General features: G+C 68.3%; 10 protein-coding genes. 1 reads left to right on the top strand and 9 read right to left on the bottom strand.

The annotated features are described in order from the left end of the window. Positions 1-40: 40 nt before the first annotated feature. The 4 genes from HOW07_RS08260 to HOW07_RS08245 form a co-directional block, all read right to left on the bottom strand. Positions 41-1,945: a BNR-4 repeat-containing protein gene (locus tag HOW07_RS08260; protein WP_175116623.1), complete on the bottom strand. Its 1,905-nt coding sequence runs from the start codon at positions 1,943-1,945 to the stop codon at positions 41-43. Positions 1,946-1,991: 46 nt separating this feature from the next. Beyond that, positions 1,992-3,326: an extracellular solute-binding protein gene (locus HOW07_RS08255; protein WP_064293996.1), complete on the bottom strand. Its 1,335-nt coding sequence runs from the start codon at positions 3,324-3,326 to the stop codon at positions 1,992-1,994. A gap of 94 nt (positions 3,327-3,420) precedes the next feature. Beyond that, on the bottom strand, positions 3,421-4,359 hold the full coding sequence (locus HOW07_RS08250) for a carbohydrate ABC transporter permease (protein WP_083397394.1): 939 nt from the start codon (positions 4,357-4,359) through the stop codon (positions 3,421-3,423). Next, positions 4,356-5,261, bottom strand: coding sequence for a carbohydrate ABC transporter permease (locus HOW07_RS08245; protein ID WP_079000409.1), 906 nt, complete (start codon positions 5,259-5,261; stop codon positions 4,356-4,358). Before HOW07_RS08245 ends, HOW07_RS08250 begins: the two co-directional genes overlap by 4 nt. Positions 5,262-5,475: 214 nt before the next feature. Here HOW07_RS08245 and HOW07_RS08240 point away from each other — a divergent pair, with 214 nt between their 5' ends. Beyond that, positions 5,476-6,015 carry a hypothetical protein gene (locus HOW07_RS08240; protein WP_064293998.1) on the top strand — a complete coding sequence of 180 codons (540 nt, stop codon included), beginning with the start codon at positions 5,476-5,478 and terminating at the stop codon, positions 6,013-6,015. 72 nt (positions 6,016-6,087) lie between these two features. Here the strand turns inward: HOW07_RS08240 and HOW07_RS08235 are convergent, their stop codons facing one another. The 5 genes from HOW07_RS08235 to HOW07_RS08215 form a co-directional block, all read right to left on the bottom strand. Beyond that, entirely contained in the window at positions 6,088-8,190 is a 2,103-nt protein-coding gene (locus tag HOW07_RS08235) for an alpha-galactosidase (RefSeq protein WP_371743615.1), read from the bottom strand. Positions 8,191-8,197: 7 nt separating this feature from the next. Continuing rightward, positions 8,198-9,520, bottom strand: coding sequence for an ABC transporter substrate-binding protein (locus tag HOW07_RS08230; protein WP_175116622.1), 1,323 nt, complete (start codon positions 9,518-9,520; stop codon positions 8,198-8,200). Between the two features lie 77 nt (positions 9,521-9,597). Then, positions 9,598-10,467: a carbohydrate ABC transporter permease gene (locus tag HOW07_RS08225; protein WP_079000402.1), complete on the bottom strand. Its 870-nt coding sequence runs from the start codon at positions 10,465-10,467 to the stop codon at positions 9,598-9,600. Next, entirely contained in the window at positions 10,464-11,408 is a 945-nt protein-coding gene (locus HOW07_RS08220) for a carbohydrate ABC transporter permease (protein WP_064294001.1), read from the bottom strand. Before HOW07_RS08220 ends, HOW07_RS08225 begins: the two co-directional genes overlap by 4 nt. Next, a complete protein-coding gene (locus HOW07_RS08215) occupies positions 11,405-13,414 on the bottom strand; it encodes a beta-galactosidase (protein WP_175116621.1) in 2,010 nt (669 codons plus the stop codon). Before HOW07_RS08215 ends, HOW07_RS08220 begins: the two co-directional genes overlap by 4 nt. Positions 13,415-13,488 lie beyond the last annotated feature (74 nt).

Below are 13,488 nucleotides of genomic sequence, written 5' to 3'. Positions count from 1 at the left end.
CGGCCGCTCGGGACCGTTGCGGTCCCGACTGAGCACAACGCTATCTCGGGACATCGTCGTTCCTCGCGGATTCGGTGGCGGGTGCCGCGATCGCCTCGATCTCGAAAACCCGCGCGACGTCGGTCGCCGAGGCGGAGGGGTCGGTGATGAGCAGGCGCACCGCGTCGACGACCAGTCCGTCCACGGTCGCGGTGACGGTACCGGCGGTGTTGTCGTCGAACCGTCCGACCTCGACCCAGGCACCGCCCGTCCGGACCTCGACGGTGAAGTCACGGAGCACCGAATCGGTCGAGACTCCCCCGGCGTAGCCGCTCTTGACTCTGACCTCGGCGAGCGCCGTCGGGGCCTGCCAGGCGGCCGTGATCGTGGGTGCCGTGTCGCCGACCGCGGAGATCCAGCGACTCGCGTCCGTGCACACGCCGTCGACGGCGAGCGCACCGCCGGTGTCGGCTCGCAGCGACGACGACACGCTGACGGTCGCACCGAGTGCCACGTTCGTGCCGGATGCTTCGCCACGAAGGCCCGACACGATGTCCTGGAGCGAGGTCCCGCCGGTCTCGGCCGACGCCGCTCGCGGGATCGCCGCGTACCGGACGGTGCCGCGAGTGGTCTCGCTGAGTGGCGCACTCAGGTAGAGCACATCCGTGCCGTCGACGGTCTCCGCCCGCAGCCGTTGCTGGCCGAGTCGATCGGTGCCGACCGTGCGGGCCGTCCACGGGGTGCCGACCGTCTCGCGCTCCAGCCGGACCACCTGGCTGCGGTTCTCGCCGCAGACCTGCACGGCGAGGACCGCGTAGACGCGGTCGACTCCGCCGGCGCTCGTCGCGTCGATCGCGGCGACGGTCGAGACGCCGGAACCGAGCGCGGAGGCGTCGATGAGCGACTCGTCGTTCCAGGCACCGCCGTCCCACGAGGTGTATCGCACGTCGTATGCGGTCTCGTCGGCTCCGACGAACCGGTAGACGATCCCCGCGAGCGCCGTGCCGTCGAGGGCGAGCTTCGCGGTCTGCAACGCCGGCGTGTAGCTGCCGATGGCCTCGCCGGCACCGAAGGGGCGCCAGACGACGGATCCAGGGGTGGTCGGGGTGATCGGTCCGGTGAGCGCGGTCCCTGTGACGTCGGCGAAGGAACCGTCGGACGGGTCGTACGTCGCGTACGACCCGAGGTGCCGCGCCGGGTCCGCCGGGAACGGGCCCCATTCCCACAGCACGTGGACGCGGCCGTCGGCGTCCACCTCGAGGTCGTCGGGATAGAAGGAGTAGCCGGTCGCTGCGGCGACCACTGCTTCGCGTTCCCAGACACCGGTGTCGAGGTCGTACCGGTAGAGCCGCCCCTCTCGTCGCCCCTGCGCGTCCGTCCCGACGCGCACGAGCACCCAGGCGTCGCCGTCCGGCCCGCGCGCCGTCACCGGATAGGTGATCGCCGCGTCGAGGTCGGGCATGGACGACGTCGCCTCCACGAGCGAGGTGACGTCGCCGGGCACTGAGGAGCGGAACACGTTCCACTGCTCGTTGTGCATCGACACGAAGGCGTGGATGACGCCGTCGCCGTCGACCACGATCGAGGGCTGGTTGTGGCCGTTGTCGTCGGTGAAGGTCACGCAGGCACCTCCGGCCGTCGAGCGCAGGCACCCTTCGGTCCACGTCCCGTCCGCGCCCCGCGAGGCCAGGTGCACCTCGTGCTTGGACGCGGTGGACGCCGGCGCGTTGAAGGCGAAGTAGGAGACACCGTCGACGACGTCGAGCGGTCGCCACCAGCCGGCCTGGTTCGACGTGTCGACGGTGACGGGCACGGTCTCGACCGTGTCGGTCACCGCATTCCCGCCCACGTCACCACGCACCGGTCCTCCGGGGGCTGCGACCGCCGGCGCCGTCACCCCCAGCGCGAGGACCGTGAGCGCGGCCGCGGCGAGCGCGCGGACGGTGTTCGATGAGCTGCGTCGCATGGTTCCCCCGCTGCCGGTCACAAGCGTCCGATCGTCGATCCGCGGCTCAGCCGACGAGCTTCTGAGCGGCTTCGCCCGCGGACTTCATGGCTTCAGCGGGCTTCTCCTGCCCGACGAGGACCGCCTGCACCTTCTCCGCGATCTTCGTCTCGATCTGCGAGTACTGCACGAACTTCCAGAACGGGTTCGTCGAGCTCGTCTTGGTGATGCGGTCACTGAAGTTCGTGGCGAACGAGTCGTTCTTCACGGCGTCGGAGTTGAGCGCGTCCTCGGTCGCCGGCGGCAGACCACGGGCTGCGAAGTCCTCGAGCACGGTCTCCGGGTCGGACGTCACCCACTGGGCGAAGTCCGCTGCGGTGCCGGCGGCCGGACCGTCGACCACGGCGAGCGCCCCACCCCAGACGAGCGCACGCGGCGTGTCACCCTGCTTGAGGACCGGCCGGGAGACCGGCTGCAGCTTGCTCGCGAAGTCGGGGTCGGGTGATTCGCCGGTCACGGCGCTCCGTCCGACGATCGCGTCGTCGTAGATCGCGGTGCGCCCCTGCGCGAACAGTGAGCGTGCGTCGAAGCGGTCGACGTCGGCGGCGATGAGGCCCTGGTCGTACAGGCTCTTGTACCAGGTGACCGCCTCGATGCTCGCGTCGTCGCCGATCGTGACGGTGTCCCCGTCGACCAGCGGGCTGCCGAAGGTCTGCATCCAGATGAGGATGTCCTTCAGCTGCGCGGCCTTCGTCGACGCGGCGTAGGGGATCATGCCGTTGCCGAGACCCTTGAGCTGCTTGAGCGACCCCTCGAACTCGTCGATCGTCGTGGGGAACTCGCCGATGCCGGCCTGGTCGAGGATCGCCTGGTTGGTGACGAGGCCGATCGCGCCGATCGTCCACGGGAGGCCGTACTGCACGCCGTCGAATGTCGCGGCCGTGAGCCCTGCCTTCGTGTATCCGCGTCCCTCGGTCAGCCCGGAGACGTCCTGCAGCTTGCCGAGGCTCGCCAGCGAGCCGAGCCAAGCGACGTCGACGTGGGCGACACCGGAGAACTGCCCGCCGCGCACCTGCAGCATGAGCTGGTTGATGTACTCGTTGTAGGGGAAGGACACCTCACCGACGTCGATCTTGGCCTTGCCCTCGTACTTCTGCAGGAGGCTCTGGATGGCGGGTGCCGAAGCCTTCTCGGTGAGCGACCAGCTCGCGAAGTCGAAGTCGGTCGCGGTGCCGCCGGCGGTCGCCTTCGGGATGGATCCAGCCCCGGGTGCGGCACCGGTGGGTGCACATCCGGCGAGGGTGGCTGCGGCGACGCCGATGCCGAGGAACTGCAGGGCACGGCGGCGGGTGATGACGGTCTGCTGTGCGGCGGTGGCGAAGGACGGGGTGCGGTGGGACATGGCTCCTCCTCGAGCGTGATCCTGGCGGGACGTGTCTGGGTTGGTGGGACGGATTATGGGGAGGCCGGCGGCGGGCCGGTCCGGTGTACTGCGCTCAGCCCTTCACGGCGCCGGCGGTCAGTCCGCCGACGAGATGACGCTGCAGGGCCATGAACGCGATCGCCACGGGTAGGGAGACGACGAGGGACGCGGCCATGAGCTCGGGCCAAGCCGTGGCCGCCTCACCGACGAAGGTGTTCACGAGGCCGGGCGGGAGTGTCTGCTTGTCGGGTCCCGCGAGCGTGAGCGCGAAGATGAAGTCGTTCCACCCGCGGACGAAGGCGAACAGGCCCGCGGCGACCAGGCCGGGTGCGGACAACGGGAGAACGATGGAGTGGATGATCCGCAGGCGGGAGGCCCCGTCGACGCGGGCCGCCTCGATGAGTTCGTCCGGGATCGTGTCGAAGAACCCCTTCAACATCCAGACGCACAGCGGCAGGGTGAACGTCGTGAACGACAGCACCAGCGCTGCATAGGTGTTGAGGAGCCCGTAGGCGCTGAACACCGAGTACAGGGTGATCAGCAGCAACGCCTGCGGGAACATCTGCGAGGCGAGCACGAAGTACATGAGTGATCGACGCCCGCGGTAGCGGAACTTCGAGAACGAGTAGCCCATGTAGGCCGAGACGATCACGGACAGCAGGGCGGTGATGACGGACACGATGATGCTGTTCCGCAGGTAACCGAACAGGTCCGGGTTCGATGCGAGGGCGGTGTAGGCCTCGAAGCTGATCTCCGTGGGGAAGAGCTTCGGTGGGTACGAGAAGACCTGGGCGCGTGGGGTCAGCGAGGTGGCCAGCAACCAGTACACCGGCAGCAGCCCGAAGCCGCCGCAGACGATCACCGCGACCCAAGCGCTGATCCGGACCGCCCGGCTCTCCGAGCGGAAGAGCGACGGACGGCGTCGCAACGTGCCGAGCTCGGTCGCGACGAACGGCGGTTGCGGGTCCGGCGTGGTGTCCTGCGGTGCCGGCGGGGCGGTGGAGACGCTCATTTCTGCTCGCCTTTCTCCGAGAATCGGACGTAGACGACGACGAGCGCCATCAGGAGGATGAGCCAGAGCAGCCCGAGGGCGCCCGCGTGGCCGAGGTCGAAGCCGCGGAAGGCGGTCTCGTAGACGGCGGTGGCGAAGGTCTGGGTGCTCCCAGCCGGGCCGCCGCCTGTCAGGACGTAGATGATGTCGAAGTGCTGGAAGTTCCAGATGAACTCGAGCAGCAGGACGAGGCCGATGATGCCCTTCAGCTGCGGGACCGTGATCGAGAAGAAGCGTCGGATGGTCCCGGCGCCGTCCATCTCGGCCGCCTCATGGAGTTCCTGTGGCACGGTCTGCAGGCCGGCGAGCAGCATGACCATGATCCAGGGGAAGGACTGCCAGGTCTTCGCAACGATCACCGCGAACATGGCCGTCTGGGGTTGTGCCAGCCACGCCTGCGCGTCGATTCCGAACAGACCGAGGATGGCGTTCGCCACTCCGTAGTTCGCGTTGAAGATCCACATCCAGAGGAACGACACGACGACGCCGGGAACGAGCCAAGGGATCAGCATGAGTCCGCGCATCACCTTGGCACCGCGGATGCGGGTGTTGAGCGCGAGGGCCAATGCGAAACCGATGACGAAGGGGGCGATCGTCGTGCCGAGCGTGAAGACCATCGTCTGCCCGAGCAACTTGAGGAAGTCACCCTGCAGCACATCGATGATGTTCTGGAATCCGACGAACTCGCGGCCGGGCACCACCAGGCTCTGCTTGAAGAACGCCGTGACGAGAGCGGTCAGCAGCGGATAGGCGACGACCGCGACGAGCAGCGCGAGTCCGGGGAGGACCAGGACGAACGCGAACATCCCGTCCGGCATCCGCCTCGGCTTGTTTGAATTTGCAACCAATTGTGAAGTCGTCATACTCACATCCTTGTGAGGAGCAGTCCGCTGCATGCGGGTCGTCCTGGGCGGCGGCGCCAGTATCAGCGGCCAAGTGTTGTTCAGCATGCCGGGTGTCCCCGGGACAGGTCAACGCACACTGGTCACGGTTCCATAACGGACTGTTCATAATTGATAGAACTTGTTGCTTGAGAGTGTCTGTCCGCTGTCAGAGTGGACATGGGAGAGTTGATGGGTGAACTACGACCTCAGCGCTCCTGCTCGCCGCGACATCAAAGGCCTCACGGCCGCCATCGAGTCGGCCGAGGACGCTGCTTCACTGCAAGCGCGTCTGAGCGTGCCCCGCTACGGCGTGTTCGACCTCGTCGGCCGGGCCCGCCGCTCGCCGATCATCGGCGGGCTCCTCCTGGCCGGTACGGCGCTCGACCAGAACGGCAAGCCGACGAAGCCGCTCCAGGTGCTCGAGACGATCCCCGAGCTGGACCCCGTCGACCCTGACCCCGGTGCCGTCGCCGCTCAGCTCGCCGAGCTCGCACATGGCGACCTCGTCACGGTGCGGTTCTCCGACGGCGCCTACGGCGACTTCGGCGTGACCGGCATCGCCGTCTGGTCGGTCCCCGGCACCACCTTCCTCGTGGGCGGCTGGCTCATCGGTTCCGCGGGTGCGCCGGCGCCCCGAGTCACCGAGCTCGTCCGTCTCGCACCCGTCGGCGACCACCCTTGGCCCGTCCCGGCCCAGATCACCGTCGTCGGCGAGGACATCGGCATCGACTGACCGTGCTTCGTTCGCCCAAACATGGGCGAACGAACACACATTCGCCCGAAGATGGGCGAATGAACGCGGCGGCTACTCCGCGTCGAGGGTGAAGAGCTGCGCCTGCTCGGGAGCGAGGAGCGGCATCGCGATCCCGACCTCGGCCAGCGCACGGCCGGTGAGCACGACCGAGCCCTCGACCAACCACCGGGGCGGTACGTCCTGGATCGACCGGGCGGGCGCACCGAGGTCGAGCGGGCGGACCCGATAGCGACGCTCGGGATCGAGGCCGGGCACGCGCAGCGGCGCGGGGATCGCCGTCAGCGGTGCGGCGAGCGCCACCTGCGCGACGATCGCGGACGAGCGGTCCTGGGCGATCACCCCGTGCGCGTGCAGTGCCGGGTCGGCGCTGTCCATGCGGACGATCTCGCCCGTGTGCAGCAGCGGGCGGAGGCGCTTGTAGTGCGCGATCCAGGTCGCGATCAGCTCGAGTTCCGGCTCGCTCGCCTCGTTGAGGTTCCACTCGATGCCAGCGCTCCCGAAGAGGGCTGTGGCGAGGCGGAACGAGAGGTCCGAGGTGCGCCAGGTGGTGTGCGAACGGGCCGCACCGAGATGACCGCCGAGGTACTCCGGTGGAACGACGAGCCCCGTGTAGCGCTGGATCGACTGCCGCTCCAGCGGGTCGTTCGTGTCGCTCGTCCACACCCGTTCGACCCGTTCGAGGATGCCGAGGTCGATCCGCGCGCCACCTGAGGCGCACGACTCGATGTCGACACCGGGGTGCAGGGCACGCACCTCGTCGAGCAGTCGGTAGAGCGCCGTCGTCTGCCGGTGCGCCGAGCCGCCGAGGAGGTCGCGGTTGTGGTCCCACTTGAGGAACGCGATGTCGTACTCGGTCAGCAACGCGTCGAGGCGTCCGAGGAGGTAGGCGAAGGTGTCCGGGTTGTCGAGGTCGAGCACCCGTTGGAAGCGCCAGGTGGGAGCGTCCGGGTGCCCCAGCACCCAGTCGGGGTGGGTGCGCGCGAGCTCGGAGTCGGGGTTCACCATCTCCGGCTCGACCCACAGCCCGAAGTCCATGCCGCCACCGGTGACCGCGTCGATGAGCGGCGACAACCCACCGGCCCAGCGTTCCGGGTCGACGAACCAGTCGCCCAGCGCGCGGCGGTCGTCCGTGCGACCGGTGAACCAGCCGTCGTCCAGGACGAACCGCTCGACACCGACGCGCTTGGCCTGCTCCACGAGGGTGAGCAGTGTCGGCAGGTCGTGGTCGAAGTACACGGCCTCCCAGGTGTTCAGCACCACCGGGCGGGGCTTCGTGATCGTGCTCCACGAGCGGATCCAGGGGTGCAGTCGCGCGGAGACGCCGTCGAGACCCGCGTCGGAGTAGACGGCGACCGTCCACGGCGACTCGTAGGTGTCCCCCGGTGCCAGCGTGACTTCACCGGGCGCGAGGAGTTCACCGGAGCCGGTGACCACGGGACCGAGTGGCGAGCGCTCGCTCCAGATCACCTTGTCGCCGCTCCATGCGAGGTGGGTCGCCCACACCTCGCCGCAGCGGAAGTCGAAGCCGGGTGCGCCCGCGACGGACAGGAACGCGTCGTCGTGACCGGGTCGTCCGTGACGGTGCTCGCGCGTCCAGGCGCCCTGCCCGAGGCGGTGGCGCTGCGGCGTGCGCTCGTGCGTCCAGAGACCGGTGAAGTCGAGGAGTTCCGTGGCGCGGTCGGGAAGCGGGAGCACGACGGCGAGGGCGTCGACGGCGAGGGGTCGGTCGACCTCGGCGTCGTTCCGCACCGTGTGCCGGACGCGGAGCACACCCTGGGGGGTCAACTCGATCGTCGAGACGATCGTCACCGCGGCGCGCTCGTCGGACGTCGTCAGGATCAGCGAGGTGTCGGTGGCCTGCTGGTCGATCAGCCGCAGCGCGAGCAGGTTCGACGCATCGGCTCCGCCCGGCCGGTGCACGCCGACACCCGGGCGGCCGCTCCAGCCGTCGAACACGATGGGCAGCAGGCTGAGGCGCGGCGGGGCATCGATGGACGAGGGCGGGATCGCCGGCGTCAGCCCGTCGGCGAGGGCGGTGAGTGAGTCGGTGGCGAGTTCGCCGACATCGGCTCCCCAGTGGAGGATGGTGGGCACCTCCGTGCCGCGGGCGTCGACGATCAGGCTGACGCCCGCGGCACGAAGGTGGTGGATCACTGCTCTGTTACTCCTTGACGGGGATGGACTGCGCCTTGAGGGCGTCGATCGTCGCCGACTGGCCCTTGGCGAGGGCGTCGAGCAGGGTTCCGTCGCCGGAGACCGCAGCCTTGAAGCCGTCGGACACGTCGTTGTACGTCTGCGTCATCGTCGGACCCCAGGCGAAGTCCTCCGACACCTCGGAGGAAGCCTCCGCGAAGACATCGTAGATCGGCTGGCCGCCGTAGAAGTCGACGCCCTCCTTGAGGACGGGCAGGTTCAGGCCCTCCTTCGTCGCCGGGTAGATGTTGGCGCTCGTGTTGAGCATGGTGAGCGCCTCGTCCGAGGTGTTCAGCCACAGCGCGAACTTCGACGCCTCATAGGGGTGCTTGGAACCGGTGAAGACGGCGGTCGAGGAACCGCCCCAGTTGCCTGCCGCGGAGTCGCCGGCCTCCCACTGCGGAGCCTTCGCGACGGCCCACTTGCCGGCGGTGTCGGGAGCACCCGACGCGATGGAGTTCGCGCCCCAGACGGCGGAGTTCCAGGTCCAGGCGGCGCTGGAGTTGTACGCGTTGTCCCACTCGGTCGTCCAGGTGGGGACGGTCGAGACGAGGTCCTCGTCGATCAGGTCCTGCCAGTAGTCGGCGACCTTCTTGGAGGCGGGGTCGGTCAGGTCGACGGTCCAGTCGGAGCCGTCGTTGTCGAACCAGCTGCCGCCGGCCTGCCAGACGAAGCCGGCGAACTGGTTGATGTCACCCTGCGAGAAGTTGGTGATGTAGGCACCGGTGGCGCGGACCTTCTTGGCGGCCTCCTTGTACTCCGCCCACGTCGTCGGGATGGCGATCCCGTTCTGCTCGAACAGGTCCGCGCGGTAGAACATGGCCATCGGGCCGGAGTCCTGCGGGACGGCGTAGACCGAGTCGGACTCACCGAGCGAGACCTGACCCCAGGTCCAGTCGACGAAGTCGTCCTTGGCGGCCATGACGTCGTCGCACGCACCGAGGTCCATGAGGCCGTTCTGCACGCGGAAGTTCGGGAGGGCGTCGTACTCGATCTGGCCGAGGTCGGGGGCGTTGCCGGCCTTCAGCTGGTTGAAGAAGTTCTGGTACGTACCGCTGTTGCCGTTCGGGCCGGTCTGGACCTTGACCTGGATGTCGGGGTTCTCCTTGTTCCAGACGTCGACGACCTCTTCGATACCGGGGATCCAGGAGGTGAAGCTGAGGTCGACCTTGCCCTCGGCCGGGGCGCAGGAGGAAGCAGCACTGCCGCCCTCCGACCCGGTGGAGGAGCAGCCGCTCAGGACGACGGCCGACAGCACCGCTGCGGCGACCGCTGTTCTCTTGAGGTTCATAGCGAATCCGTTCTTCTGTGAATGGTGTGGGATGGGTGTTGGTGCGGGATGGAGAAGATGCCTACTGGTCGGTCCGACTACTTCACGGCGCCGGCGCCGAGGCCGGAGCGCCAGAACCGCTGGAGCAGGAGGAAGGTGATGACGAGCGGGATGATCGACAGGAATGCGCCGACGAGGACGTAGAGGCGCAGCTCGGGGATCTGGTTGACCTGCGAGTTCCACGAGTAGAGCCCGAGGGTGACCGGGAACAGGGCTTCGTCGCGGAGCATGATGAGCGGCAGGAAGAAGTTGTTCCAGATGGCGACGAACTGGAAGAGGAACACGGTGACGAGCGCCGGGAACATGAGGCGTACGGAGATGGTGAAGAAGGTCCGGATCTCACCGGCACCGTCGAGACGCGATGCCTCGAGGAGTTCCTCGGGCACGCTCGACGCCGCGAAGATCCGCGTCAGGTAGACACCGAAGGGGCTCACCAGCGAGGGCAGGAAGACCGCCCAGAACGTGTTCGTGAGGCCCACCTGGCTGAAGATGAGGAACAGCGGGAGCGCGAGCGCGGTCGCGGGGACGAGCACACCGCCGAGGACGACGTTGAAGATCAGGTCGCGTCCCGGGAACCGGTACTTCGCGAGGGCGTAGCCGCACATGGCCGCGAAGAGCGTGCCGAGCAGTGCGCCGAGGCCGGCGTACAGCACCGAGTTCAGCATCCACTTGAGGTAGACGCCGTCGCGGTAGGCGACGAGCTGGCCGATGTTGTCGAACAGATTGAAGTCCGCGAACCAGAGCGGAGCCGAGTTGCCGAACTGCGCTGACGACTTCGTCGAGGCGATGAACAGCCACCAGATGGGGATGAGGAAGTAGAGCGTGAAGACGAGCATCACGATGAGCGCGCCGGCGCGCGACAGGCGGCTCTCCTGCGGGCCGCGGCCGGTGGACAGGATGGCGGTCATTTGCCTTCCTTTCGCTGCGTGAACTTCAGGAACCCGAAGGAGAGGACGAAGGTCGCCAGCGCGAGCACGACCGAGAAGGCGGCTGCGAGGTTCACGTTCGGGATGGACGAGGTGGTGTAGACGGTGAGGTTCGGGGTGAAGGTGCTGCTGACGGCTGAGCTGAAGGTGCGGAACACCTGCGGCTCGGCGAGGAGCTGCAGCGTGCCGATGATCGAGAAGATCGCCGTGAGCACGATCGCCGGCATCACGAGCGGGATCTTGATCGACCAGGCGATGCGCGCCTGACCGGCGCCGTCCAGCCGCGCGGCCTCGTAGATCTCCGTCGGGATGGAGAGCAGCGAGGAGTAGATGATGAGCATGTTGTAGCCGACGAACACCCAGGTGACGACGTTCGCGATGGCCCAGAGCACGAGGTCGGCCGAGAGGAAGTCCACGTTCTGCGTGATCGCGGTGAACGGCGAAAGGTTCGGCGAGTAGAGGAAGCCCCACATGATGGCGGCGATCACGCCGGGCACCGCGTACGGGACGAAGAACGCGAGACGGAAGAACCGCTTGCCGCGCAGGAGCGGTGAGTCGAGCAGCAGCGCAAAGAGGAGCGCGAGCCCGAGCATGACCGGCACCTGGACGACGCCGAACAGGAGCACCCGTCCGACGGACTGCCAGAACGGGCCGTTCTGGAAGACCTGCACGTACTGCGCCAGTCCGCCGAACACCTCCCGGGCCTGACCGAAGGTGCCGTCACGCTCGATCACGAGCAGTGACTGGTAGACCGCGTACCCGATCGGCACGAGGTAGAACAGCGCGAACAGCACGGCGAACGGGACGATGAAGATGGCGATCGCCCGCTTGTGCTGCACCACCGCCTTCGGCAGCTTGGCCGCCCTCGGCGGGCGGACGGGCCGCGGCGACGTCGCCTCGGCCGTCTCGATGTTGACGCTCATCGCGTGCGGTCCTCTCTGATGACGCGCACGGCGCCGGCTGGCACGCGTGCGATGGAGTCGACGGGTTCGCCGGTGACGAGCTCGCGCCCGCTGGCCGGCAGCTCGACGTCGTTCGTCGAGTGGTTGATGAGGAAGAGGTAGCTCCGACCCTCGTCGGCGCGGCGGATGACCTCGAGGCCAGGCTGGTCCGGATCACCCTGTGGCAGCGCCCCGGCCCCCGCGGCTGCGTCTCGGAGCACTTCGTCGAGCGCGACGGCATCCAGGTTCGTCGCGAGGTACCAGGCGTCACCGCCACCCGCGATGCGGTTGCGCGTGATGGCCGGGCGACCGATCGACGGGCCGTCGGCGAAGGAGTCGACGACCTCGGCACCGCGGACGCGAGACCGCTCGGACCAGGCCGTCGCAGTCCGGCCCGACGCGAGCGTCAGCACCTGGCCGGGGAGGACGGGGGCGAACTCCTCGACGTTGACGCCGAGCAGGTCACGGAACGCACCGGGGTAGCCGCCGGGGCGGACCCGGTCCTCCTCGTCGGCGATCCCACTGAAGAACGTGACGACGGCGTGCCCACCGGCTGCGACGAAGTCCGAGACGACCGCGGCCTCGCTGTCGCGCACCAGGTACAGGTTCGGGACGACGACGAGCCGGTAGGCGGAGAGGTCGGCGCCCGGACGCACGACGTCGACGGTGTGACCCAGACGACGCAGCGACGCGTGGACCGCGTGGACCTGCGAGAGGTGGTCGATCGCGTGGGTCGGGCGGCTCTCGCCGTCGGCGGCCCACCAGTTCTCCCAGGAGAAGAGGAGGGCGACATCGGCCTGGACGCGCGTGCCGGTGATCTCGTCGAGTCGGTCGAGCGTGCCGCCCAGCTCGACGACCTCGCGCCACACGTCGGAGTCGGTGCCCGCGTGCGGCAGGAGGGCCGAGTGGAACTTCTCCGAGCCCTGCAGTGACGCGCGCCACTGGAAGAAGCAGATCGCCTCCGCGCCCTTCGCGACGTGCGTGAGGGAGTTCCGGGTCATCTCGCCCGGTGCCTTCGCGAGGTTCTGCGGCTGCCAGTTGACCGCACCGGTGGACTGCTCCATGAGCAACCAGGCGCCGCCCCCGGCGAGACCGCGCGTGAGGTCGCTCGCGAACGCGAGTTCGGCCGTGGGGTCCGCGAGGCGGTTGTCGAGGTAGTGGTCGTTGGCGACGACGTCCATCTCGGGCGCCCACCGCCAGTAGTCGAGGTTCCGGATGTGCGCGGTGACCATGAAGTTGGTCGTGACGGGCACCGAGCTGTGACGGCGCAGGACCTCGAGCTCGGCCCGGTAATAGCCGAGGAGCTCGTCGGAGGAGAAGCGGTGGAAGTCGATGACCTGGCTCGGGTTCCGGCTCGACAGGGTCAGGCGCGGCGGCAGGATCTCGGCGAAGTCGCTGTACTGCTGGCTCCAGAACGACGTGCCCCACGCGATGTTCAGACGCTCGATCGTCTCGTAGCGGGCGCGGAGCCAGCCTCGGAATGCCTCGGCGCTCTCGTCGTCGTAGCAGAGCGCGTTGTGGCAGCCGAGTTCGTTCGACACGTGCCAGAGCTCGACGGCGGGGTGTGCGCCGTAGCGCTTGGCGACGCGCTCCACGAGTTCGAGGGCGTAGCGACGGAAGACCGCGGACGACGGGCACCAGGCCTGGCGACCGCCAGGGAAGCGGGTCGTCCCGTCCTCGGTCTCGGGGAGGATCTCCGGGTGCCGGAACGTCAGCCACGGTGGGGCCGATGCGGTGCCGGTTCCGAGGTTGACCCGGATGCCGGCCTCGTGGAGCAGGTCGAGGATCTCGTCGAGCCCGGCGAAGTCGAACTCGCCCGGCCGTGGCTCGAGGTGCGACCAGCCGAAGATGTTGAGGGCGACGAGGTCGACGCCCGCCTCCTGCATGAGCGCGACGTCTTCGCGCCAGACGGACCGATCCCACTGCTCGGGGTTGTAGTCGCAGCCGTAGGCGATGCCGTCGTGGCTGAACGTGGGGGTCGTGCTCATGGTGCCTTCCGCGATCTGTGAACGTGCACAGATCGAAGAGCGACAACTCCACGTTGAGAGTCTGTGAACGTACA

This window comes from Plantibacter sp. MCCC 1A11337 (assembly GCF_013349365.1).
GTDB lineage: Bacteria > Actinomycetota > Actinomycetes > Actinomycetales > Microbacteriaceae > Plantibacter > Plantibacter flavus_A.
This window is presented reverse-complemented; position numbering and strand designations above follow the sequence as displayed.

Bases quoted from the DNA above. Each gene is read 5' to 3' on its own strand.
- HOW07_RS08230 (WP_175116622.1), bottom strand. From the start codon at position 9,520: ATGAACCTCAAGAGAACAGCGGTCGCCGCAGCGGTGCTGTCGGCCGTC.
- HOW07_RS08255 (WP_064293996.1), bottom strand. From the start codon at position 3,326: ATGTCCCACCGCACCCCGTCCTTCGCCACCGCCGCACAGCAGACCGTC.
- HOW07_RS08220 (WP_064294001.1), bottom strand. From the start codon at position 11,408: ATGAGCGTCAACATCGAGACGGCCGAGGCGACGTCGCCGCGGCCCGTC.
- HOW07_RS08225 (WP_079000402.1), bottom strand. From the start codon at position 10,467: ATGACCGCCATCCTGTCCACCGGCCGCGGCCCGCAGGAGAGCCGCCTG.
- HOW07_RS08245 (WP_079000409.1), bottom strand. From the start codon at position 5,261: ATGACGACTTCACAATTGGTTGCAAATTCAAACAAGCCGAGGCGGATG.
- HOW07_RS08260 (WP_175116623.1), bottom strand. From the start codon at position 1,945: ATGCGACGCAGCTCATCGAACACCGTCCGCGCGCTCGCCGCGGCCGCG.
- HOW07_RS08215 (WP_175116621.1), bottom strand. From the start codon at position 13,414: ATGAGCACGACCCCCACGTTCAGCCACGACGGCATCGCCTACGGCTGC.
- HOW07_RS08250 (WP_083397394.1), bottom strand. From the start codon at position 4,359: ATGAGCGTCTCCACCGCCCCGCCGGCACCGCAGGACACCACGCCGGAC.